At 65.9% G+C, this 21,551-nt stretch carries 23 protein-coding genes; 18 read left to right on the top strand and 5 right to left on the bottom strand.

From position 1 onward, the window contains the following. Position 1: 1 nt before the first annotated feature. Genes EDD25_RS06650 through EDD25_RS06640 form a run of 3 tightly spaced genes read right to left on the bottom strand, consistent with a single transcriptional unit; the run spans position 2 to position 2,645 of the window. Positions 2-736 (bottom strand): FAD:protein FMN transferase, encoded by a 735-nt coding sequence (locus EDD25_RS06650; RefSeq protein WP_241986272.1) that lies wholly within the window; start codon positions 734-736, stop codon positions 2-4. Positions 737-738: 2 nt separating this feature from the next. Then, the gene (locus EDD25_RS06645; protein ID WP_198418823.1) at positions 739-1,236 is read right to left on the bottom strand and encodes an FMN-binding protein; all 498 of its coding nucleotides are present in this window, start codon (positions 1,234-1,236) and stop codon (positions 739-741) included. Beyond that, positions 1,233-2,645 carry a ferredoxin reductase family protein gene (locus EDD25_RS06640; RefSeq protein WP_134172588.1) on the bottom strand — a complete coding sequence of 471 codons (1,413 nt, stop codon included), beginning with the start codon at positions 2,643-2,645 and terminating at the stop codon, positions 1,233-1,235. Before EDD25_RS06640 ends, EDD25_RS06645 begins: the two co-directional genes overlap by 4 nt. A gap of 98 nt (positions 2,646-2,743) precedes the next feature. On the opposite strand from EDD25_RS06640, the gene EDD25_RS06635 reads away from it, so the two are divergent. Continuing rightward, a complete protein-coding gene (locus EDD25_RS06635) occupies positions 2,744-3,412 on the top strand; it encodes a response regulator transcription factor (RefSeq protein WP_134172587.1) in 669 nt (222 codons plus the stop codon). After that, on the top strand, positions 3,409-4,608 hold the full coding sequence (locus EDD25_RS06630) for a sensor histidine kinase (protein ID WP_134172586.1): 1,200 nt from the start codon (positions 3,409-3,411) through the stop codon (positions 4,606-4,608). Before EDD25_RS06635 ends, EDD25_RS06630 begins: the two co-directional genes overlap by 4 nt. Positions 4,609-4,629: 21 nt before the next feature. Here the strand turns inward: EDD25_RS06630 and EDD25_RS06625 are convergent, their stop codons facing one another. Then, positions 4,630-5,220, bottom strand: coding sequence for a MarR family winged helix-turn-helix transcriptional regulator (locus EDD25_RS06625; RefSeq protein WP_243834550.1), 591 nt, complete (start codon positions 5,218-5,220; stop codon positions 4,630-4,632). Between the two features lie 89 nt (positions 5,221-5,309). On the opposite strand from EDD25_RS06625, the gene idi reads away from it, so the two are divergent. From idi to EDD25_RS06585, 9 genes are read left to right on the top strand one after another with little or no spacing between them, the layout of a single operon-like run. After that, on the top strand, positions 5,310-5,867 hold the full coding sequence (gene idi, locus EDD25_RS06620; RefSeq protein WP_134172585.1) for an isopentenyl-diphosphate Delta-isomerase: 558 nt from the start codon (positions 5,310-5,312) through the stop codon (positions 5,865-5,867). Next, on the top strand, positions 5,864-6,934 hold the full coding sequence (locus EDD25_RS06615) for a polyprenyl synthetase family protein (protein ID WP_134172584.1): 1,071 nt from the start codon (positions 5,864-5,866) through the stop codon (positions 6,932-6,934). The genes idi and EDD25_RS06615 overlap by 4 nt, the downstream gene beginning before the upstream one ends. After that, entirely contained in the window at positions 6,931-7,818 is an 888-nt protein-coding gene (locus tag EDD25_RS17925; RefSeq protein ID WP_241986271.1) for a phytoene/squalene synthase family protein, read from the top strand. The genes EDD25_RS06615 and EDD25_RS17925 overlap by 4 nt, the downstream gene beginning before the upstream one ends. Before the next feature lie 5 nt (positions 7,819-7,823). Continuing rightward, a complete protein-coding gene (crtI, locus tag EDD25_RS06610) occupies positions 7,824-9,392 on the top strand; it encodes a phytoene desaturase family protein (protein WP_241986270.1) in 1,569 nt (522 codons plus the stop codon). Beyond that, on the top strand, positions 9,389-9,718 hold the full coding sequence (locus tag EDD25_RS06605; RefSeq protein WP_134172583.1) for a lycopene cyclase domain-containing protein: 330 nt from the start codon (positions 9,389-9,391) through the stop codon (positions 9,716-9,718). The genes crtI and EDD25_RS06605 overlap by 4 nt, the downstream gene beginning before the upstream one ends. Next, complete coding sequence (locus tag EDD25_RS06600) at positions 9,715-10,044, top strand: lycopene cyclase domain-containing protein (protein WP_134172582.1); 330 nt, start codon at positions 9,715-9,717, stop codon at positions 10,042-10,044. Before EDD25_RS06605 ends, EDD25_RS06600 begins: the two co-directional genes overlap by 4 nt. Continuing rightward, positions 10,034-10,918, top strand: coding sequence for a prenyltransferase (locus tag EDD25_RS06595; RefSeq protein WP_134172581.1), 885 nt, complete (start codon positions 10,034-10,036; stop codon positions 10,916-10,918). Before EDD25_RS06600 ends, EDD25_RS06595 begins: the two co-directional genes overlap by 11 nt. Positions 10,919-10,925: 7 nt before the next feature. After that, positions 10,926-13,094, top strand: a complete 2,169-nt coding sequence (locus EDD25_RS06590) for an MMPL family transporter (protein WP_134172580.1) — start codon at positions 10,926-10,928, stop codon at positions 13,092-13,094. A gap of 11 nt (positions 13,095-13,105) precedes the next feature. After that, positions 13,106-14,740, top strand: a complete 1,635-nt coding sequence (locus EDD25_RS06585) for an MFS transporter (RefSeq protein ID WP_134172579.1) — start codon at positions 13,106-13,108, stop codon at positions 14,738-14,740. A 9-nt stretch (positions 14,741-14,749) separates the two neighbouring features. On the opposite strand, the gene coaA is transcribed toward EDD25_RS06585, so the two are convergent. Continuing rightward, positions 14,750-15,706 (bottom strand): type I pantothenate kinase, encoded by a 957-nt coding sequence (gene coaA / locus EDD25_RS06580; protein ID WP_175182975.1) that lies wholly within the window; start codon positions 15,704-15,706, stop codon positions 14,750-14,752. Positions 15,707-15,739: 33 nt separating this feature from the next. Between coaA and glmS the strand changes: the two genes are divergently transcribed. Genes glmS through tsaD form a run of 7 tightly spaced genes read left to right on the top strand, consistent with a single transcriptional unit; the run spans position 15,740 to position 21,537 of the window. Next, positions 15,740-17,590 (top strand): glutamine--fructose-6-phosphate transaminase (isomerizing), encoded by a 1,851-nt coding sequence (gene glmS, locus EDD25_RS06575; protein ID WP_134172578.1) that lies wholly within the window; start codon positions 15,740-15,742, stop codon positions 17,588-17,590. Between the two features lie 26 nt (positions 17,591-17,616). Continuing rightward, positions 17,617-17,970 (top strand): holo-ACP synthase, encoded by a 354-nt coding sequence (locus tag EDD25_RS06570; RefSeq protein ID WP_134172577.1) that lies wholly within the window; start codon positions 17,617-17,619, stop codon positions 17,968-17,970. Beyond that, positions 17,967-18,479 carry a tRNA (adenosine(37)-N6)-threonylcarbamoyltransferase complex ATPase subunit type 1 TsaE gene (gene tsaE, locus EDD25_RS06565; RefSeq protein WP_134172576.1) on the top strand — a complete coding sequence of 171 codons (513 nt, stop codon included), beginning with the start codon at positions 17,967-17,969 and terminating at the stop codon, positions 18,477-18,479. The genes EDD25_RS06570 and tsaE overlap by 4 nt, the downstream gene beginning before the upstream one ends. Before the next feature lie 9 nt (positions 18,480-18,488). After that, the gene (locus EDD25_RS06560) at positions 18,489-19,319 is read left to right on the top strand and encodes a sulfite exporter TauE/SafE family protein (protein ID WP_134172575.1); all 831 of its coding nucleotides are present in this window, start codon (positions 18,489-18,491) and stop codon (positions 19,317-19,319) included. Between the two features lie 9 nt (positions 19,320-19,328). Beyond that, the gene (tsaB, locus tag EDD25_RS06555) at positions 19,329-19,961 is read left to right on the top strand and encodes a tRNA (adenosine(37)-N6)-threonylcarbamoyltransferase complex dimerization subunit type 1 TsaB (RefSeq protein WP_134172574.1); all 633 of its coding nucleotides are present in this window, start codon (positions 19,329-19,331) and stop codon (positions 19,959-19,961) included. Next, a complete protein-coding gene (gene rimI / locus EDD25_RS06550; protein ID WP_166671217.1) occupies positions 19,962-20,468 on the top strand; it encodes a ribosomal protein S18-alanine N-acetyltransferase in 507 nt (168 codons plus the stop codon). A 1-nt stretch (position 20,469) separates the two neighbouring features. Further along, the gene (tsaD, locus tag EDD25_RS06545) at positions 20,470-21,537 is read left to right on the top strand and encodes a tRNA (adenosine(37)-N6)-threonylcarbamoyltransferase complex transferase subunit TsaD (RefSeq protein WP_134172573.1); all 1,068 of its coding nucleotides are present in this window, start codon (positions 20,470-20,472) and stop codon (positions 21,535-21,537) included. The last annotated feature ends 14 nt before the right edge of the window (positions 21,538-21,551 follow it).

The raw sequence follows: 21,551 nt of genomic DNA, 5'->3' as shown, positions 1-21,551 counted from the left end.
GTCAGCGCCGCTGCCGGAGCATCGGCGTCGCGGTCAATCCGCCGTCGAGGTCAACGGTAAGCAGGTCCACGTCGAACCGCGACAGAACGTCGTCGCGTGCCTGTTCCCCGCCGGCGAGGACCGTGGTGGCGAGAACATCTGCCGTCACGATGTCGGCGGCCACAACGGTCACCTGCCGATATCGGCTCGAGCGGTCGCTCCGCCAGACGTGCTCGCCGCGTTCCGCCGTTCCCGAGGTTGCCATCGCTCGCCGCTCCGGGGAGAGGGGCATGGCCCCCAGCAGGCCAGAGCGATCGTCGGGGTCGACGATGCCCACGCTCCAGGGCTCCCCGGCGACGTCACCACACGAGAGCACATCACCGCCGGCATTCAGCACCCAGTTCACCTCCCCGCCCGAGACGAGAACCGTCCCTGCCGCCTCGATGGCATCGGCCTTCACCAGGCCGGAGAGGTCAATGACACCATCCGGTCGGTACGGCGTGAACGCATCGTTCGTGAGTCTGCGCCACTCGATCGCGCGGGCATAGGTTTCCCGAAACAGTTCGCTCGTTGCGGTGAGGGCCAGCTCGCCCCTGGCGACCCGGCTGATCTCGGACTCGGCCCGATACAGGCTGAATTGCACGTCGATGCCGTGGAACACCCGCTCCACCCCGGCGAGAATCTCACTGCCGGGGACATCTCCGGCGAAGCGGATGCTCACCATGGTTCCCATGGTGGCAAAGACGTGCACGCCCACGATCAGATCCCGGCCTGGTCCAGCGCCGATTGCAGGGAACTGAGGTAGCCGTTGCTGGTGTACGTCGCACCCGACACGCTCTGCACGTGTGCGGACTGCGCCGAGAGCGCCTCCTGTCGGAGCACGGGAGCGGCATAATTGCTGATCGCAACAGACCTCCCGTCCGCATTGGTCAGCTGCAGTGCGGAAACGTCCGTGATCGTGCTATTTGCGACCGTGATCTGTACCTGCACGTTCCCGAATCGGGTCCGCTCGCTGGCGCCGGTGAATGTTCCGGAGACACTCGACGGCTTCGCGCTGCCGGTTCCCGCAGCTGACGAGGCGGCCCCCGCGGTGGTGTCGCTCGGTGCCGGTGTGGCACCTGAGGCCGCAGCGGATGCCACGCTCGCGCTCGCCAGGTTGGCCGCGTCGATAGCGTGGGACTGTACGCCGAACTGATAGCCGGCGGCGAGCACCATGGATGAGGAGAGGAGGCTGAGGGCAATCGCGCGGCGTCTCACCAGTCGAACCTTTCCACGTGGAGTTGTGTTGCGGGCAGGCCGGCGGCGAGCGCGTCGCGCACGACCAGGTAGGTCCACGCCTGCGGGCCGCAGATATAGAGGTCAGAATCCAGTAGGTGCGGCAATGCGCTGCTGATCGTGACCCCGCGTTCGAGCGCCTCGGCCGACATCCAGGTCGCGAGACCGGGCGGCCGCGCTCCCATCATGGTGTGGATCATGCTGCCGCGCAGGCCGGCCAGGGAGCCGATCTCGTCCCACAGGTAACGCTGCGAGTCGTCGGTTCCACGGAGGATCACGGTGGCTTCGCCTGGACGCAGCGACGACCCCTCGAGCAGCGAGCGGATGGGTGTGATCCCGATCCCCGCGGCGATGACGGCGAGTCGGGGTGCGGAGCGGTGGGCATCCGTGAATACCCCGTAGGGGCCCTCTATCGACACCCGGGTTCCCGGGCGCACGCGGCCCAGAGTCCGGCTACCGCGACCGAAGTCCCGAACCGTGATGCGAGCAGTGCCTGTGGTGGGCACGGCGGAGAAGGAGATGGGGTGCGCGTGCCACCAGGTCGTTCCGGTCCAGAATCGCCAGATCGCGTACTGTCCACCCTTGGTGCGCAGCCGGTCGAGATCGCTCCCGGACAGGTGGATCGACACCACCCCGGGGGCGATCGATTCCACTTTCGCGACGCGTATGTCGTGGCGGGCGCTTCGCACCATGGGCACGATGAAACGGAACAGGCCGATCGAACCGAACGCGAGCACGTACAGACCGAGCCAGTACACGCGTTGCCACGTGCCGTCGGCCAGCACGGCGCCGGAACTGAGCTGGTGCGGAACGGCGACCAGCACGGCGGCATAGCTGAGCATGTGGATGAGGTGCCAGGCCTCATACGAGAACCGGCGGCGCACCGCGAGCACGGAGGTCACGACGACGGCCAGCAGCAAACCGAGGCCCAGATACGCCAGTGCGAAGTCGGGCCCGTTGAACAACGCGATGGTCTCCGCAACCACGCTCGACCCGTCGGCCATTGCATAACCAATGGTGAGGAGAACGCCGTGGGCGAGGATCAGGTAGAGCGCGGGCTTGCCGAGCTTGCGGTGGAAGGCCATCGCCTTGTCCTGGCCGACAACGCGGTCGATGAGAGGGACGCGCGCGGCGAGCACGAGCATGACAAGAATGAGGTCCGTTCCCACCAGGCCGGTCACGATCCCGACGGAGGTGATTGCAGAGGCGGCGTCGGTGACGGAGGCGAGGCCGCCGTACGCAAGGTAGAGCGCAACGGCGGTCGCCACGGAGGTGCTGCTCACCACGGCGAGCAGGTCGGCCATGCGTGCCCGGCGGCGGGACTGCACGCGCCGGGTACGGTCGATCCGGTCGGGACTGAACCTGCGCGCGGGTTCAGTTCGAAGGGACATTTTGGACTCGATTCTCAAGACGGGTGTCTGCTGTTCTCCACAATCGTCCAGATTTCTTCCAGAATTCTTAGTAGCTGCGCCCTCCCTATACTTTGTCTATGCCGCCGACCCCCCGCCTCCTCGTCGTCGAAGACGACGCCGAGCTGCTGCGCATGCTCGAGACTCTCTTCACGGGGGAGGGGTATCACGTCAGGACGGCTCGCGACGGACAACGCGCGCTTCATCTCGCCCTGACGGAAGACTGGGACGCCTTGGTGCTCGACCGCGGACTTCCCCTGATCGACGGCCTCGATGTTCTCGGCAAGCTTCGCGCCGCCGGGATCGAGGCGCCCACCCTGATTCTTTCTGCGCTCGGCAACCCCGCAGATCGAGTGGATGGCCTCGACCGCGGCGCCGAGGATTACCTGGCCAAGCCATTCGATGTCGATGAGCTCCTCGCTCGCGTGCGCGCGCTTCTCCGCCGACACCGCACTGCGGCGACAACGATTCGGCTTCCGGGCGGCGCCGCTTTCGACACCGAATCCCGCCTCGTGCGCCTGGCCAGCAGCGAGGTGGTGGCCCTGTCCGAGCGTGAAGCGGACCTGTTGCGTGAATTGTCCCGCGAACCGTCTCAGGTCTTTGAACGCGAAACGCTGCTGCGTCGGGTGTTCCCTGACGCGGAAGACATCGGCGTCGTCGACACGTATGTGCATTATCTGCGCCGCAAACTCGGACGCGGCTGTGTCACCACGATTCGCGGAATCGGCTACCGGCTGGGGGAGTCATGATGGTTCGACGTGACCTCACCGCGGACGAACGCCTGCTGCGCCGCACATCGTTGCGGCTCGCGCTGCAGTTTTCGGCCCTCATCGTCGCCATTGTCGCCCTCGTCGGGTTGGTGGCCTTTGCCATCGTGTCGGCGAGCATCCAGGAGTCGATGAATCGTGCCCTGACCAGCGCCGCGCAGGATCTCCGCGGGGATGAAGCGGCCGTCGGTACCTATGTGATCACGATGCGCGACGGCCAGATTGCCTCCGGGAAGACGCTGCCGGAGGGACTCCCCGACCGTGATGCGCTTCGCGATGTCACCGCTACCCGCTCCGTCGTCGATTCCACAGTCGAATCCGACGGTACGTCGTACAGCGTGAGAACCCGGGCCGACAAGGGCCTGACGGTTCAGGTCGCCATCGACCGGCGAGAAACGGGCGAGGAAATCGGCCGCCTGCTGTGGTCACTCGTGATTGCCGGGATTGTGGGTGCGGTCGCCGCCGGTGGGGCCGGCTACCTGCTGTCACGGCACGCCATGAAACCGTTGATCGAAGCTCTCGCGCTGCAGCGCCGTTTCGTCGCCGATGCCAGTCACGAGCTGCGTACCCCGTTGACCCTGCTCAGCACCCGGGTGCAAATGCTTCGGCGCGCCCTCGCACGCGAAGATCGCGACTCCGCGCTCGCGGCCGAGGTGGCAGCGGTGGAGAAGGACACGAAGGCACTGACGGGAATCGTTGAGGATCTCCTCGTCGCCGCCGATACCCGCGATGTCGGCATGGTCGACGTTGACCTGGGCCAACTGGCCGATGATGCCGTCGGGAGCGTTGTCGCCGCCGCGCAGGACCGCTCATTGTCCGTCGACGTGGCCCATCGGGGAGATCCTGCGGTCATCCAGGCCGTCGAGGCGCCGCTGCGCCGCGTGTACCTCGCACTACTCGCGAACGCACTCGACCACGCCGTGAGCACCGTGGCAATCACGATAACGGGAACCCCTCGCCTGGTCACGGTTGAGGTGACCGATGACGGACCGGGGTTTCCGGTGGATACCCGGCCGTTTGAGCGATTCTCGTCACGTCGTCCGCCCATGGAGACCTCGCGGCACTATGGGCTCGGCCTGGCGCTGGTCGCCGACGTGGTTGCTCGGTTCGGCGGGCGTGTCGCGGTGGTCACAGACCGACCGGGCGGGATCGTGCGCATCGAACTGCCGCGGGGCTAGGCTGCTCTGTCGACCGCCAGGTTACTCCGAAGGAGTGACCGGAACAGTCACGCCGGCACTTACGTCTGTTTCGTCCCGGGGTTGACAGAGATCGTTCAAGAAGCGGATGACGACCTCGCGCTCCGCCCCCGTGAGGCGGGCGACCGCGTCGAATCGAAGGGCGTGAGTTCGGCCCACCGAATCCCTGACCTGCTCATGCGTTCGCTTGGTGATCGTGATCATCAACGCGCGACGATCCGTGGGATGAGGTGAGCGCTCGATGTGGTCGCCGGCCGTCAAACGGTCCAACAGTTTGGTCGTCGCGGCACTGGAGATGCTCAGGTGCTCGGCGAGGGCGCCGGGGGTGGCCACAACGTTCTGGTTCTGTGACACGACCAGGAAGCGGAGCGCCTTCATGTCGGTTTCGTTGAGTCGCATGTGATTTCTCGACTTGAAGCTCAAGGCCTCTTCCGACTCGCGCCACCGACGGATGCCCACGAGCACCCGGGTGACCTGCGCGATTTCGGCCTCGTTCATCGACGAATAGTCAACGAGTTCCTGATGCGGATCAATGACGCGAGGGTCAAGCATCAAATCCGCGGGCTGGGAAGGCCTGTTGTGCGGCACGGGCATAAGAGTATTATATTACTGTACGTAATGCTTGCCAACCTATTTACTTGCTAAGTTAGATGAAATTACCCGGAGGGGGTGCGGTGCCGAACATGACCGAGGTAGAAGAGGTTGTCCTGCTGAACGCAGACGGCACACCCGTCGGCACCGCGCCGAAGGCAACCGTGCACGGGTTCGACACGCCTCTCCACCTGGCATTCTCCTGTCACGTTCTCAACGACGCCGGCGAGGTGCTCGTGACTCGGCGCGCGTTGACGAAGCGGGCGTGGCCGGGGGTATGGTCGAACTCGTTCTGTGGTCACCCCCAGCCGGCGGAACTGAGCCTTGCTGCGGTTCACCGTCGTGCCGACTACGAACTGGGCCTGCAGCTGTCACGCGTAGAACTCGCGCTGCCGGATTTCCGTTATCGGGCCACCGATTCCTCGGGGATCGTGGAGAACGAGGTCTGCCCGGTTTACGTCGCGTGGACGCCGGGGCCGGTGCAGGCGCATCCCGACGAGGTGATGGACCATGCGTGGGTTGATGCCGTCGGCCTGGGACAGTCGATCCGGCTGGCCCCGTGGGCGTTCAGCCCGTGGCTGGTACTCCAAGCCCAGGTGCTGCCGCTGCTGGGTGGAACCAGTGCATTACGTGAGGACGTGCTTCGATGACGCCCCGAGTATCCCTCTTTCGTGCTTCCACGCGCGTCACAGAGGTGACAACGCGCCTCGCGGACTTCTTCGATGAGAAGCAACGCCTGGCGGCCACGCTCGGTGGCCAATATGCCGATCTGTGGGCTGCCGCGCGTCACGCGAGCGAGGGCGGCAAGAAGTTTCGCCCTGCCCTCGTGGTCAACACCTACGAGGCGCTGGGGGGTGACAACCAGGCCGCTGCCGTTGCTGTTGCCACGGCCTTCGAGCTGCTGCACACCGCCTTCCTGCTCCACGACGACGTCATCGACGGCGACACGACGCGGCGGGGACAACCGAATCTGCTCGGCACATTCTCCGCAGAGGCTTCTGCTCGAGGCGTGAGCGCGAGATCCGCGGCAACGTGGGGGGAGGCATCCGCCATCTTGGCCGGGGATCTGCTCATTCACGCGGCACAGGGACAGGTGGCACGGTTGAGTGTGGCGGAGAACAAACGCCTGGCGCTGTTGGACCTGCTCGAGGAGTGCGTGTTCGTCACCGCGGCCGGGGAACTCGCCGATGTCTCCTTCAGCACCAGTGTTCAGGTTCCCGTGCTCTCCGATGTGGTGTCGATGACCCAGTGGAAGACGGCGCACTATTCCTTCCAGGCTCCGCTGCAGGCCGGCGCGATCCTCGCCGACGCGAGCGAGGCGACGGTGCGTGGCTTGAGTGAATTTGGTCGCAATATTGGTATTGCGTTCCAGTTGCGTGACGACATTCTGGGGGCCTTTGGTGCTGAAGACGAGACGGGCAAGAGCTCGACAAGCGACCTGCGCGAAGGCAAAATGACGCTGCTGATGTGCTCCGCGTTGCAGCGAAGCGATACCGACGAACTGGCGGGCATCCTGTCGCAGGCAGAGATCACCGCGTCGGATGCTGACCGGGTGCGGCAGATCCTGCAGAGCAGTGGCGCACGCGACTTCATCGAGGGCCTGATCACCGACTATGCGCATTTCGCCATTGCAGCGATCGACTCTCCGGCCATCCCCTCCAGCTTGCGCCTGCAACTCGAGGAAGTGGCGCACAAGGCATGCGACCGATCCGCATGACAATTCAGCGAACGGATGCCGCGAACGGCCTCAGCCTGTATTCTCACGCCGCGCATATGAGCTCGGCCGGGATCATCCGCGAGTATTCGACCTCCTTCGGAATGGCCACCCGCCTGTTGGGTCGGCAGATCAGGCCGCACATCGAGAACATCTACGGGCTCGTGCGCATCGCGGATGAGGTCGTCGATGGGGCGGCCGCTGCGGCAGGACTGGATGTTGACGCCCAGCGTGCCCTACTGGATGCTCTCGAAGTCGAAACCGAGACGACCCTGCAGACCGGATACAGCACCAACCTCACCGTGCACTCGTTTGCCGTCACGGCCCGCTCTGTCGGGTTCGGAGCAGAGCTGACCCGCCCGTTCTTCGCATCCATGAGACGTGACCTCGACCCCGCAGGCTTCACGGTCGACGAGGTGAGCGACTACATCTACGGGTCGGCAGAAGTCATCGGGCTCATGTGCCTGAACGCGTTCCTGGCCGGGGTTCCATGCGATTCCGACCAACGCGCACGGCTCGAGAGTGGTGCCCGGAGGCTGGGGTCTGCCTTTCAGAAGATCAACTTTCTGCGCGACCTTCGCGCCGACTGGCACGATCTGGGTCGAAACTACTTCCCGCACATCGATCCCGATCGCCTGACCGAAACACAGAAGTTGGACCTGGTTGCCGACATCGAGGCCGACCTCGACGCGGCGGCGGCGGTCATTCCGGAATTGCCACAGAACTGCCGCGTAGCGGTCGACGCGGCACACGGACTGTTTGCCGCGTTGACCCAGCGTCTGCGGGCAACCCCGGCAGCCGACCTGCTGGCGGCGCGCATTCGTGTCCCCAACGCAGGCAAGCTCGCGATTGTCATAGCGGCAACGATGCACGGACGGGCGCGTTGAGAGCGGTGAGCGACAAGAAAACAGCCGTCGTTATCGGCGGCGGCATCGCTGGCCTGGCAACCGCCTCTCTGCTGGCTCGAGAAGGACTCAACGTCACGCTGCTTGAAGCGCGCAGTGAACTCGGCGGTCGGGCGGGCAGCTGGGAGCGGGATGGTTTCCGCTTCGACACGGGGCCCTCCTGGTACCTGATGCCGGAAGTATTCGACCACTTCTTTCGCCTGCTCGGTACCTCCAGCGACGAACAGCTCACGCTCACCCGACTGGATCCCGGGTATCGCGTGTTCTTCGAGAAGCACTCTGACTCGGTGGATATCGCGGCCGACAGAGCCACGAACCTGCGGACTTTCGAGCGGATCGAACCGGGAGCGGCAGCCGCGCTCGAAAAATACCTCGACTCGGCACGAGATACCTACATCGTTGCGGTACGCCGTTTTCTGTACAGCACCTTCGCCTCGTTCCGAACCCTCCTCGTGCCTGATGTGCTGACGCGAACCGTTCGACTCGCCCGGCTGCTGCTGCAACCGCTCGATCGGTTCGTTGCCCGCGCGTTCACCGATAACCGCTTGCGCCAGATTCTCGGATATCCCGCCGTCTTCCTCGGATCGGCCCCGTCGATGACGCCGAGCCTCTATCACCTGATGAGCCACCTGGACCTCGAGGACGGTGTCTACTACCCGGATGGCGGGTTCACCGAGGTCATCGAGGCAATCGCGCGCCTCGCGGGCAACGAGGGGGTCGATATCGTCACCGGCGCTCGCGCGACCGCGATATCCACAAGCGTCACGCGCGGGCGCACCACCGTGACCGGAGTGCGGTACACCGATTCCACCGGAGTCGCGCGGCACGCAAACGCGGACATCGTGGTGTCGACGGCCGACCTGCACCACACGGAAACCGAGTTGCTCCCCGAAGCACTGCGCACGTATCCGGAGAAGTGGTGGGAGAAGAAAATCGCCGGCCCCGGAGCCGTCCTGGTGTACCTCGGGGTGCGTGGAACGCTGCCCCCACTCGCTCATCACAGCCTGTTCTTTACCGAGGATTGGGCCGAGAACTTCGGCCGCATCTTCGCCCAGCCGACCTCCGTTCCTGACCCCGCGTCAATCTATGTCTGCCGCCCGAGCGCAACGGATGGCGCGGTGGCACCGGCCGGGCACGAGAACCTCTTCGTTCTCGTTCCCGTACCGGCAGACCCGACGATCGGTGGGGGCGGAGTGAATGGTGAAGGTGACGCAATGGTCGAAGCCGTTGCCGACACGGTCATTGAACAGATCGCCGATTGGGCGGGCATTCCCGACCTGGCCGAGCGCATCGTGCTGCGGCGAACAGTGGGGCCGGCGGATTTCGAACGGGACCTGAACTCGTGGAAGGGCAGCGCGCTCGGCCCCGCGCACACCCTGCGTCAGAGCGCGTTCCTGCGTGGCAAGAACGTGTCCGCAAAAGTGGATGGTCTGTTCTATTCCGGCGGCACGACGGTTCCCGGGATCGGCCTGCCGATGTGCCTGATCAGTGCCGAACTTGTCATCAAGAGGCTGCGCGGGGATACCAGCACGCCGGCATTGCCGGAGCCGCTGTGAGCTTGAGCTACCTCGTGATTCTCGTGGTCGTGATCGGCTGCATGGTACTGATCGACAGGCGATACCGTCTCTTCTTCTGGAAGGATGCGCCGCGCGCGGCGGCGGTGCTGGTCATCGGGGTGGCGTTCTTCCTGGTTTGGGACCTGCTGGGAATTTATCTGGGAATCTTCTTCCGCGGTGAAACGAGCTTCATGACGGGCGTTCTCCTGGCACCGGAGCTGCCACTTGAGGAACCCCTCTTTCTTGCGTTCCTCTGCTACCTGATCATGGTGCTCATCGGCGGCATCGAGCCGGCTGTGAGCCGAGTCAGGGAGCGCCGATCGTGACCTATGCATGGTTGAGCCTGATCTTCCTCGTGGTCGCCGCCGTGGTGTTGCTGGCCGCACTCGGCTCGTGGCGGGCGTCGCGGCGAACCCTTCTCGTTCGGTGGCGGCTGCCTATCGTGGCCGCGGGGGTGGTGGTGATGATCCTCACCGCCGTTTTCGACAACGTGATGATTCAGAGCGGATTGATGGCCTATGCGTCGGGCACCACGTCCGGTCTCCTCGTCGGCGTTGCACCGGTGGAGGACTTCGCCTACCCCCTCGCCGGGTTGATCCTGCTCCCGTCGCTGTGGCTTCTCTTCGGGAGGCGAGGCGCAGATGAGCGCTAACCGCACCCGCCGGATCATGGGTGCGCTGTTCCTGGCGTCGCGTCCGGTCAGCTGGATCAACACCGCGTTCCCTTTCGCTGCCGTCTACTACCTGACCGTCGGGGAGATCGATGCGGCCCTCCTGGTCGGAACAATCTTCTTTCTGGTGCCGTACAACCTCGCGATGTACGGAATCAACGATGTATTCGATTACGAATCGGACCTGGCCAATCCGCGCAAGGGCGGTCTCGAAGGCGCCGTGCTGCAACGCGCCGATCACCGGTTGGTCCTGCAGGTCGCGGTACTCACCGCCGTTCCCTTCATCATCGTGCTGGTCCTGCTGGGCAACCCGCTGTCCTGGCTGGTTCTGGCCGTCAGTCTCTTTGCCGTTGCCGCGTACTCCGTTCCGGGACTGCGCTTCAAGGAGAAGCCATTTCTGGATTCGATCACCTCCAGCACGCACTTCGTTTCGCCGGCCCTCTATGGACTCGTGCTGGCCGGTGCGACCCTCACCTTCGAGCTGCTGTTGCTCTTGATCGCTGTCTTCCTGTGGGGGATCGCGAGCCACGCCTTCGGTGCCGTGCAGGATGTGGTGCCGGATCGGGCCGGCGGCATCCGCTCGGTCGCCACCGTCATGGGCGCTCGCTGGACGGTGCGCTTCGCCATGGCGGCGTGGGCCGTTGCCGGTCTCCTGATGCTCCCCACCACGTGGCCGGGGCCGCTGGCCGCCCTTCTGGTGCTGCCCTACATTGCCACCGCGATGCCATTCCGCTCCGTCTCCGACGAAGAATCGGAAGCGGCCAACCGTGGCTGGAAACGCTTCCTCTGGATCAATTATTCGGTGGGTTTCCTCATCACTTTGCTGCTGATTATTTATGTACGTGAAAGGCCTTGACCCTTCTATGACCGATCCAACTCGACGCCGTGACTGGAATCCACCGCGCTGGCTGCGAATTGTGCTGCCGGTGGTTCTTCTGATCATCTGGCTGACGGCCGCTGCCTTCGGCGGACCGACCTTTGGCAAGCTCTCCTCCGTGTCGAGCAATGATCAGGCCGCCTTCCTCCCGGCCAGCGCCGAATCCACCCGGGTGAACGAGGTGCAGCAGAAATTCACGGACTCACAGGCCATTCCCGCGATTGTGCTCTTCGTCTCCGACACCACGATTTCCCCGGCCGATCTCGCGTCCTACGCCGACGTGGGGCTGCAGCTCGGCGCGGTCACCGGGGTTCAAGCCCCGCAGGCGCCGGGCGCTCCCGCGGTGGTCGGACCGATTCCGTCGGAGGACGGCATGGCCGTCGAATTCATTGTGCCCATCAGCGACACGGAAGAGGTGGATACGGTTGTCGCCGACCTCCGTGCGGTCGCGGACGCGTCCACGACCTCGTCGACGACCGCCTATGTCACCGGTCCGGCGGGCCTCACGGCGGACCTGGTCGCCGCGTTTGCCGGAATCGACGGCCTCCTGCTCCTGGTGGCGGCCGGCGCCGTCTTCCTCATCCTCCTGCTGGTCTACCGCTCCATCGTGCTGCCGTTTCTCGTGCTGTTCACGTCGATCTTTGCACTGTCGGCCGCGATCCTGCTGGTGTACGCCTTCGCCAGCTGGGGGTGGATCCAGCTGAGCGGACAGAGCCAGGGCATCCTGTCGATCCTGGTGATCGGAGCGGCAACCGACTACTCCCTGCTTCTCGTGGCGCGGTACCGGGAAGCTCTCCGCCAGGTCGAGTCCAAGTGGGCGGCAATGGCACGCGCGTGGCGGGCGGCGCTCGAACCCATCGTGGCGTCCGGGGCGACCGTGATCATCGCCCTGCTCTGCCTGCTGTTCTCCGATCTGAACTCGAACCGGAGCCTGGGGCCCATCGCCGCGATCGGGATTGTCTTCTCGCTCTTCGCCTCGCTGACCCTCTTGCCCGTTCTGCTGGTTCTCTTCGGCCGCGTCGCTTTCTGGCCGTTCCGCCCGCGCGTCGGCACCGACGACACCCCCGCCCGGCACAGCGCCGTTGCGTCCTTTGACGGGCTGCAGGGTGTGCGGGGCCTGTGGGGACGGGTCGGAGGCCTCGTCGCGCGTCGACCGCGCGTCACCTGGGTCGCCTCCGTGCTGCTGCTCGTGGCCTGTTCGCTTGGCCTGTTGCAGCTGCAGGCGAACGGGGTGGCGCAGACCGACATCATCCTCACCCAGTCCGAAGCGGTCGACGGTCAAAAGGTGGCCGCTGAACACTTCCCCAGCGGTGCCGGAAGCCCGGTCGTCATCGTGACCGACCGAGGCAACGCGGATGCCACGCTGCGGGCCGTGGAGTCGGCCGACGGCGTCAGCTCGGCGGCGATCTACACCGGCAACACCGGCCCCGGCGCCCCGGCCGAGCCGGTCGTGAGAGACGGACAGGTGCTGATCAATGCCGTGCTCTCGTCACAGGCCGATTCCCAGACGGCCGAAGGTGTCGTACGCACCCTCAGGGAAGACCTCCCCGCGACGGATGCCGGTGTGCTGGTCGGCGGTGTGACCGCGATCGCACTGGACACCAACACGACCGCGCAAAGCGACCTCGTCAGGATCATTCCCATCGTTCTGCTGGTCATCCTGGCGATCCTCATGCTGCTGCTGCGTTCGATCGTGGCCCCGGTGTTGCTGGTGGCGAGCGTGGTCGTCTCCTATGCGGCCGCCCTCGGCGTGTCGGCAATCGTGTTCAATCACGTGTTCGACTTCCCGGGAGCGGATGCGACGGTGCCGCTGTTCGGCTTCGTCTTCCTGGTGGCGCTCGGGGTGGATTACAACATTTTCCTGATGACCAGGGTGAGGGAAGAGACGATGCGGATGGGCACGAGACCCGGAATCCTGCGTGGTCTTGCCATGACCGGGAGCGTCATCACCTCGGCCGGAGTCGTTCTGGCGGCCACGTTCGCGGCGTTGGCGGTGATCCCGATCCTGTTCCTGGTGCAGATTGCCTTCATCGTCGCATTCGGTGTGCTCCTCGACACGGTCATCGTGCGGTCTCTGCTCGTACCGGCCGTGTCCTATGACATCGGCCGTGCCATCTGGTGGCCGTCGAAACTCGGCCGGGACTCACTGCGCTAGGAGATTGATTCATGTCAAACGTTACGGCTCCCACCGTTTCCACCCGGCGCTGGGCCGGTCTGGTCTTCATTAGCATCGCCGTGGCGTTGATCATCGTTGATTCGACGATTGTCAACGTCTCGGTCCCGTCGATCGTGCGCGACCTGGACATCACCTCGACCCAGGTGCAGTGGGTGCAGGAGAGCTACACCCTCGTTTTCGCGGCCCTGCTGCTCGTCTTCGGAACGCTCGCGGATCGCTACGGCCGCCGGCGACTTCTGATCACCGGCATCAGCGTCTTCGCTGCGGCCTCCGTCCTCGCAGCCCTGGCCTCCTCCGGGAACGTACTCATTGGTTCCCGAATTCTTCAGGGCGTCGGTGGTGCCATGGTGCTGCCGACCACCCTGTCGTTGATCAATGCCACCTTCCGTGGCAAGGAACGTGGCTTCGCGTTCGCGATCTGGGGTTCGACCATCGGCGGCATGGTCGCGGTCGGTCCGCTTCTGGGCGGATGGCTGACCACGTACTACTCCTGGCGATGGGCGTTCGGCATCAACATTCCCCTCGCCGTGATCATCATCGTCGGGGTGCTCCTGTGCGTGGCGGAATCGAAAGACGCCGGCCCGCCGCGCCGCCTCGACGTTGTCGGTGCGGCCCTGTCCATCATCGCGAGCGCGTCCCTCGTCTTCGGCCTGATCGAGGGACGCAGCTACGGCTGGTGGCTCACCAACACCGCCCATGCTCCCGTCATCGGCACCTGGACGTGGCCGTTCGCGCTCTCACCGATCCCCATTACGGGTGCGGTCACCGTCGTGTCCGGCGCCTTGTTCATCTGGTGGGGCATCCGTCGTCAGCGCGCGGGCAAGAGCACGCTCCTGGCCTTCTCGCTGTTCGCGATTCCCTCGTTCCGAAACGGGAACATTGCAGCCATGATCGTCTCCCTCGGCGAATTCGGAATCATCCTGTCGCTGCCGCTCTGGCTGCAGAATGTGCTCGGCTACAACGCCCTGCAGACCGGATTCGTGCTGCTGGCACTGGCCATCGGTTCGTTTTTTGCCAGTGGAGTGGCGGGCGCATTCAGCCAGAAGGTGACGCCGGTCACCCTGGTACAGGTCGGAATTGCCGCCGAGATCCTGGGCGTCACCGGGCTCGGGCTGGCCATCGGCTCGACCGCATCGTGGGTCACCATCGTTCCGTTCCTCTTCGTGTACGGCATCGGGGTGGGCCTGGCCACGGCGCAGCTGACCGGAGTGGTACTCAAGGACGTGCCGGTGGACCAAAGCGGTCAGGGGTCCGGAACGTCCAGCACGGCCAGGCAGATCGGTTCGGCCCTCGGGATTGCCGTGCTCGGAACGATTCTCTTCACCTCGGTCGGGGCGTCCCTCGATACAAGGCTCGCCGATCAGTTCCCCGGGCTGCCAGAGTCCGCGCGAAGTCAGATCGTGGACACCGTGGTGGTCAGTGCCGGAGGGGCCATCCCCGGACTCGTGGAAGAGAACCCGGAGATCGGGAACGCCGCCAGGGACGCGTTCAGCGATGGCACCAGATACTCGGCGCTCGCCGCGGCCGGGTTCCTCGTCTTCGGTCTGCTTGCCACCCTTCGCCTGTCCGGTGCACGCCGGCCTGAGGACGTCGAACGTGTTCTCGAGGAAGAAACGGTCGACTGAGGTATCGCCCTAAACCTTGCGGAGCAGCACGGTGGAGACCAGGTGCGTCGGGTCCTTGCGCAGCACGAGCGTGGCCCGCGACCTGGTCGGGCGAATGTTCTGCAACAGGTTGGGTTCGTTGATGCTCTTCCAGATGCTGCGTGCCCGCGCTCGCGCCTCGTCTTCGGTGAGCGAGGCATAGCGGTGAAAGTACGACCTGGGGTTGGCGAAGGCGCCGCGCTGCAGTTTCAGGAAACGCTCCTCGTACCACCGGGCGATGTCCTGGGTGCGGGCATCCACATAGATGGTGAAGTCGAAGAGGTCACTGACGGCGAGGCCGTGTCCGGCCGCGGGCGGCTGCAGCACGTTCAAGCCCTCGACGATGAGGATGTCTGGCCGCCGCACCACGATCTGGGCGTCGGGCACGATGTCATAGGTGAGGTGCGAGTAGAACGGCGCCCGAACCTCGGTCGCACCGCTCTTGATGGCGCTCACGAAGCGCAGGAGGGCCCGGCGATCGTAGGCCTCCGGAAAACCCTTACGCTCCATCAGGCCTCTGCGAGCCAGTTCGGCGTTCGGAAAGAGGAAGCCGTCGGTGGTGACGAGCTCCACCCGGGGAGTGTCCTCCCAGCGTGCCAGCATCTCGCGCAGCAAGCGGGCAATCGTGGACTTGCCCACGGCCACTGAGCCCGCCACGCCGATCACGAAGGGCGTGCGTTGCGCTCTCTCACCGAGAAAGTCGCTCGTGGCCCGGTGCAGTTGCCGGGCCCCGGCGGCGTAGAGGTTGAGCAGCCGACTGAGCGGAAGGTAGACATCCGTGACCTCGCTGAGGTCAAGCGGCTCGCCGAGCCCGCGCAGTTGCACGAGTTCTGTCTCTTTCAGCGGCAGCTGGGTGGTGGGTGCGAGGGCCGCCCAATCGGCCCGGTCGAGTTCCACGAAGGGGGTAGCGTGACCGTTATTGCGCACGCTGAACATCGGATCGGACATTTGCCCAAGCTTAGTCCGACTAAAATCAACGCTATGTGCGGAATCGTGGGTTATGTCGGAGACAGTAAAAGCGTCGAGGTCCTTATGGGCGGTCTGCGCAGGCTTGAGTATCGGGGGTACGACTCGGCCGGCATCGCCGTGATCGACGATAATGGCGAGCTCACCACGGTGAAGCGCGCGGGCAAGCTCGCCGTGCTCTCCGACGAGCTCGCGGCGCACCCCATTGCGAACGGGCGCACCGGAATCGGACACACCCGCTGGGCGACCCACGGTGGCCCCACCGACGTGAATGCACACCCGCACCTCGGCGACAACGGCAAGCTCGCCCTCATTCACAACGGCATCATCGAGAACTTCGCGCCGCTTCGCGCCGAGCTGCTTGCCGAGGGCTTCACCTTCTTGAGCGAGACCGACACCGAGGTGGCGTCCGTGCTGCTCGGCCGCGAGTACCAGCGCGTCGGTGACCTCGCCGAGGCATTCCGTGCCGTGGTCGCACGCCTCGACGGGGCCTTCACCCTGCTCGCGGTGCACAAGGACCAGCCCGGCATCGTCGTGGGCGCACGCCGCAACTCCCCGCTGGTGATCGGGCTCGGCGACGGTGAGAACTTCCTCGGCTCCGACGTGGCCGCCTTCGTGGAGTACACGCGCCGCGCCGTGGCCATCGGTCAGGACCAGATCGTGACCATCACCCCCACGAGCGTGACCGTGACCGATTTCGATGGCGTTGGCGTGGAAACCGAAGAGTTCGACATCGCCTGGGACGCTTCGGCGTCGGAAAAGGGCGGATGGTCGAGCTTCATGGCCAAGGAAGTCTCCGAGCAGCCCGACGCCGTTGCCAACACCCTGCGCGGACGCATCGCCGACGGCCACGTCGTGGTTCCCGAACTCGTCGCCTTCGGAGATGACGTGCTCGCGGGCATCCGTCGCATCGTCATCATCGCCTGCGGCACGGCTGCCTACGCCGGACAGACCGCGAAGTACGCCATTGAGAAGTGGGCCCAGGTTCCCGTGGACGTTGAGCTCAGCCACGAATTCCGCTACCGCGACCCGGTGCTCACCAGCGACACACTCGTGATCTCGATCAGCCAGTCCGGCGAGACCATGGACACGCTCATGGCCGTCAAGTACGCCATGTCCCTCGGCGCCAAGACCATCTCCATCTGCAACACGCAGGGTGCCACCATTCCGCGCGAGTCCGACGCCGTGATTTACACGCACGCCGGACCCGAAGTTGCCGTGGCGTCGACCAAGGCCTTCGTCGCCCAGATCTCGGCGCTGTACCTCTTCGCGTTGCACCTGGCGCGGGTTCGCGGCACACTGACCGACGCCGAGCAGCTGACTCAGGTTGAGGAGCTGCAGGCCATTCCGGAGAAGCTCGCCACGACGCTGCTCGCCGAGGATGAGGTGCGTCAGCTCGCCCGCTACATGTCCGACACCCGTGCGGTGCTGTTCCTCGGCCGCCACGTGGGTTTCCCCATCGCCCTCGAGGGGGCCCTCAAGCTCAAGGAACTGGCCTACATCCATGCGGAGGGCTTCGCCGCCGGCGAGCTCAAGCACGGCCCGATCGCCCTCATCGAGCCCGGCCAGCCCGTGTTCGTGGTGGTGCCGAGCCCCCGTGGTTCCGCGCACCTGCACCCCAAGGTGGTCTCCAACATCCAGGAGATTCGTGCCCGTGGCGCGCGCATCATCGCCATCGCCGAGTCCGGCGACGCCGCCGTGCTGCCCTTTGCCGACACCGTCATTCACATTCCGCTCGCGGCCCCGCTGTTCGAGCCGCTGCTCGCCGTGGTTCCGCTGCAGATGTTCGCCATGGAACTGGCCATCGCGAAGGGCCTCGACGTGGACCAGCCGCGTAACCTCGCGAAGTCGGTCACGGTCGAGTAACCCGCCCGAGTAGCCGGAAGAAGCGGATGATCCGGGGTATCGGCGTCGACATCGTCGACCTGGCGCGTTTTACGCGCCAGGTCGAACGAACCCCCGGACTCATTCCGCGGCTCTTCGCCGAGGGGGAGCGCGGCCTGCCCATGCACTCCCTGGCGGCCCGCTTCGCCGCCAAGGAGGCGCTCATCAAGGCGCTCGGCGACAGCGCCGGAGCCACGTGGCAGGAGATGGAAATCGTCTCCGACGCGCAGGGAAAACCCGGCTTCGTGCTGCACGGCTCACTCGAAAGCCTCATGCAGGCCCGGGGCATTACGAGCCTGCACGTCACCATGACCCACGATGCCGGTGTCGCGTGCGCCTTCGTCGTCGCCGAGGGCGCATGAGCGTCGTCACCATCGAGAGCCCAGAGGCGATGGACCGGTTCGGGCACGCGCTCGCGTCGCGCCTGCGCGCCGGGGACCTCGTGGTGCTCACGGGCCCGCTCGGTGCCGGCAAGACCACCCTCACCCGCGGGCTCGGTGACGGGCTGCACGTGCGCGGTGCCGTGACGAGCCCCACCTTCGTGCTCGCTCGCACGCATCCGAGCACCGTGGGCGGCCCGCCGCTCGTGCACGTCGACGCCTACCGGCTCGGCAGCGCCCTCGAACTCGACGACCTCGACATTGACTTCGCGCGGTCCATCGTCGTGGTCGAATGGGGCCGCGGCATGCTGGACGGCATCACCGACTCCTGGCTTGACATCGAGATCGAACGACCGACGGGCGCATCCGCCGTCACCGAGGATGCCGCCACCGGCCACGACGCGGACGACCTCGACCTCGACGAACCGCGCACCATCACGCTCACCGGCCACGGGCCCCGGTGGCACGCCGCGGGCTGGCCCGACGCCTAGGCTAAACCCATGGTTGCCCCCAGCAAATCGACGGATGCCACGTCCCCTCGCAAGGGCGCGCACTATTGGATCACCCTCGCGATCATCGGCCTGATCGGCGGGCTGCTCTCCGGCGCGTTCGGCGTCGGCGGCGGCATCATCATGGTGCCGCTGCTGATCACGTTCGTGCACATGGACCAGCGCCGGGCGGGGGCCACCTCGCTCGTGGCCATCATCCCCACCGCACTCGTGGGGTCCCTGGCCTACCTCGCCAACGACCAGATCGACCTCGTGGCGAGCGGCATCATCGCGGCGGGGGCCGTGATCGGTGCGGTGATCGGCAGCATGCTGCTGCGCCGCATCCCCCTCGTGTGGTTGCGCTGGATGTTCATCCTTCTCATGCTCCTCGTCGCTGTGCGCATGGTGCTCCTGGTGCCCGAGCGCGACGGCGCGGTTGACCTGAGTGTCCCCGTCGTGCTCGGCTACGTCGCGCTCGGCCTCATCATGGGCATCGCCTCCGGACTCTTCGGCATCGGCGGCGGTGTCATCGCCGTGCCGGCACTGGTGGCCATCTTCGGGGCGAGCGACCTCATCGCCAAGGGCACGTCCCTGCTCGTGCTCATTCCCACGGGCATCGTGGGAACCGTCGCCAACCTGCGCGGCCACCTCGTTGACCTGCGCGCCGGCGTCGTGGTGGGGGTCGCAGCTGTGGCGGCATCCGTTCCCGGTGTTGCGCTCGCCCTGCTCATGACCCCGCGGGTGTCGAGCATCCTCTTCGCCGTGCTTCTCGTCGTCGCGGCGCTGCAGCTCACAGTGAAGGCCGTGCGGGTCCAGCGCAAGGACCGCACCCCGCCCGTATAGTCTTGACGGGTGCTTCTCGTCATTGATACCTCAGCCGGTACGAGTGTCGCCATCGTCGACCGGGGCCGCGGCGTGATCAGCGAACGCGTCGAGAGCGACACCATGCGCCACGCCGAAGTGATCGGTCGCATGATTCGTGAATGCCTCGCCGAAGCGGGAGTCGCCGCGAGCGAGCTCTCCGGTGTCGTCGGCGGAATGGGCCCCGGCCCGTTCACCGGACTGCGCGTGGGCATCGCGGCCGCCCGCGTCTTCGCCCTGGGTGCCGGCACACCCCTGGTACCCGTCGTGAGCCACGACGCCATCGCCTTCAACGCCTACCGCACCGGTCACCGCGGGCCGCTGCTCGTGGTCACCGACGCCCGGAGGCGCGAGGTGTACTGGTCGGCCTACAGTGAAGCGGATGCCAACGGGCTGCCCCGCCGCATCGGCGCGCCCGGTCTCGCCAAACCCGCCGAGATGCTCGAATCGTCCTTCGAACACGCCGGCCTGCCGCGGCGGGACGCGGTAACGGTCTCGGCCGGCGACCTCGGACTCGTCGCCGAACTCACCTTCGCCGCGGGGCTGCCGTTCGCCGCCGATGCGCCGCTCTACCTGCGCTCGCCCGACGTGACCATGCCCAACGGCCGCAAGCGGGTGAGCTGAGTGACCTGGCAGCTGCGCCGGGCAACCCCGGCCGACGTTGAGGCGATCATGGTGCTCGAAACCGGCATCTTCGACAATGATGCCTGGTCGAGCGAGATGATGGCCCGCGATGTGGCCGACCCCGCGTGCTACTACCTCGTGGCGTTTCCGCCCGACAACCCGACGCGCATCCAGGCGTACGCTGGCCTGCTCGCGCCGCAGGGTGCGACCGAGGGCGACATCCAGACCATCGGGGTGGCGGAAGACGCGCGTGGACGCGGCCTCGGTCGGGTTCTGATGCTCCGTCTCATCGCCGAGGCGCTCGAGCGCGGCGCCCGGCAGGTGTTCCTCGAGGTGCGCGCCGACAATCCGTCGGCGCAGGGCCTGTATCGGTCCCTCGGTTTTGAGGAACTCGGGGTGCGGCGCGGCTACTACCAGCCCGACGACGTGGACGCGCTCGTGATGCGCCTGAACATTCCGGAGCCGCGGGCGGCGCTCGCCACCACCCCCGACGCAAGCGAGGCCTGACATGAACCGAACAGATCCCCTCGTTCTCGGCATCGAAACCTCCTGCGATGAGACCGGCATCGGCATCGTGCGCGGCACGCGCCTGCTCTCCAACACCATCGCCAGCTCCATGGACGAGCACGCCCGTTACGGCGGTGTCGTGCCAGAGGTCGCCGCCCGCGCCCACCTCGACGAACTCGTGCCGGCCATCACCGCCGCCGTCGCGGAGGCCGGAATTCGCCTCGACGACGTGGATGCGATCGCGGTCACGAGCGGCCCAGGACTCTCCGGGGCCCTCATGGTGGGCGTCGGCGCCGCGAAAGCCCTCGCCCTGGCTCTCAACAAGCCCATCTACGCGGTCAATCACCTCGTCGGTCACGTAGGGGCAGACCTGCTGCGCACGGGCACCGACGATGCGGAGGAGCCCCTCGAATACCCGACGATCGCGTTGCTCGTCTCCGGTGGGCACACGTCCCTGCTGCTCGTGCGTGACCTCACGAGCGATGTCGAACTGCTCGGTGAGACCATTGACGATGCCGCGGGGGAGGCCTTCGACAAGGTCGCCAGGGTGCTCGGCATGCCGTACCCGGGCGGCCCGCACATCGACGCGGCCGCCCTCACGGGCGATCCTGGCGCCATCCGTTTTCCGCGGGGACTGAGCAAGCAGAAGGACATGGCGCAGCACCGCTACGACTTCTCTTTTTCGGGGCTGAAGACATCCGTTGCCCGCTGGGTGGAGCAGCACGAAGATGCCGGGCAGCCGGTGCCGATCAACGACGTGGCGGCGAGCTTTCGCGAGGCCGTCGTGGACATTCTGCTCACCAAGGCCGTGGCCGCCTGTGTGGCCTACGACGTGCCCCGGCTGTTGCTCGGCGGTGGTGTGATCGCCAACCGACGGTTGCGCGAGGTTGCCGCCGAGAGAGCGGATGCCGCCGGTATTGTTCTGCGCATACCGCCCCTCTCGCTCTGCACCGACAACGGCGCCATGATCGCCGCACTTGGAGCCCAGCTGATCATGGCCGGGCATGAGCCGTCGTCGCTGGATTTCGGGGCGGATTCCACGCTCCCGGTGAGCGAGATCCAAGTATAAAACCGCGTCCCACC

It is taken from the genome of Cryobacterium psychrophilum (assembly GCF_004365915.1).
GTDB classification, from domain to species: Bacteria; Actinomycetota; Actinomycetes; order Actinomycetales; family Microbacteriaceae; genus Cryobacterium; species Cryobacterium psychrophilum.
The sequence above is the reverse complement of the archived record's forward strand: the minus strand, read 5'-3'. Positions and strand labels throughout refer to the sequence as shown.

What these genes read in the sequence shown, in the direction of transcription:
- EDD25_RS17925 (WP_241986271.1), top strand. Translation starts at nt 6,931, where the DNA reads ATGACAATTCAGCGAACGGATGCCGCGAACGGCCTCAGCCTGTATTCT.
- glmS (WP_134172578.1), top strand. Translation starts at nt 15,740, where the DNA reads ATGTGCGGAATCGTGGGTTATGTCGGAGACAGTAAAAGCGTCGAGGTC.
- coaA (WP_175182975.1), bottom strand. Translation starts at nt 15,706, where the DNA reads ATGTCCGATCCGATGTTCAGCGTGCGCAATAACGGTCACGCTACCCCC.
- EDD25_RS06570 (WP_134172577.1), top strand. Translation starts at nt 17,617, where the DNA reads ATGATCCGGGGTATCGGCGTCGACATCGTCGACCTGGCGCGTTTTACG.
- EDD25_RS06595 (WP_134172581.1), top strand. Translation starts at nt 10,034, where the DNA reads ATGAGCGCTAACCGCACCCGCCGGATCATGGGTGCGCTGTTCCTGGCG.
- EDD25_RS06640 (WP_134172588.1), bottom strand. Translation starts at nt 2,645, where the DNA reads ATGTCCCTTCGAACTGAACCCGCGCGCAGGTTCAGTCCCGACCGGATC.
- EDD25_RS06630 (WP_134172586.1), top strand. Translation starts at nt 3,409, where the DNA reads ATGATGGTTCGACGTGACCTCACCGCGGACGAACGCCTGCTGCGCCGC.
- EDD25_RS06615 (WP_134172584.1), top strand. Translation starts at nt 5,864, where the DNA reads ATGACGCCCCGAGTATCCCTCTTTCGTGCTTCCACGCGCGTCACAGAG.
- tsaE (WP_134172576.1), top strand. Translation starts at nt 17,967, where the DNA reads ATGAGCGTCGTCACCATCGAGAGCCCAGAGGCGATGGACCGGTTCGGG.
- idi (WP_134172585.1), top strand. Translation starts at nt 5,310, where the DNA reads ATGACCGAGGTAGAAGAGGTTGTCCTGCTGAACGCAGACGGCACACCC.
- EDD25_RS06635 (WP_134172587.1), top strand. Translation starts at nt 2,744, where the DNA reads ATGCCGCCGACCCCCCGCCTCCTCGTCGTCGAAGACGACGCCGAGCTG.
- tsaD (WP_134172573.1), top strand. Translation starts at nt 20,470, where the DNA reads ATGAACCGAACAGATCCCCTCGTTCTCGGCATCGAAACCTCCTGCGAT.
- EDD25_RS06625 (WP_243834550.1), bottom strand. Translation starts at nt 5,220, where the DNA reads ATGCCCGTGCCGCACAACAGGCCTTCCCAGCCCGCGGATTTGATGCTT.
- EDD25_RS06590 (WP_134172580.1), top strand. Translation starts at nt 10,926, where the DNA reads ATGACCGATCCAACTCGACGCCGTGACTGGAATCCACCGCGCTGGCTG.
- EDD25_RS06560 (WP_134172575.1), top strand. Translation starts at nt 18,489, where the DNA reads ATGGTTGCCCCCAGCAAATCGACGGATGCCACGTCCCCTCGCAAGGGC.
- EDD25_RS06585 (WP_134172579.1), top strand. Translation starts at nt 13,106, where the DNA reads ATGTCAAACGTTACGGCTCCCACCGTTTCCACCCGGCGCTGGGCCGGT.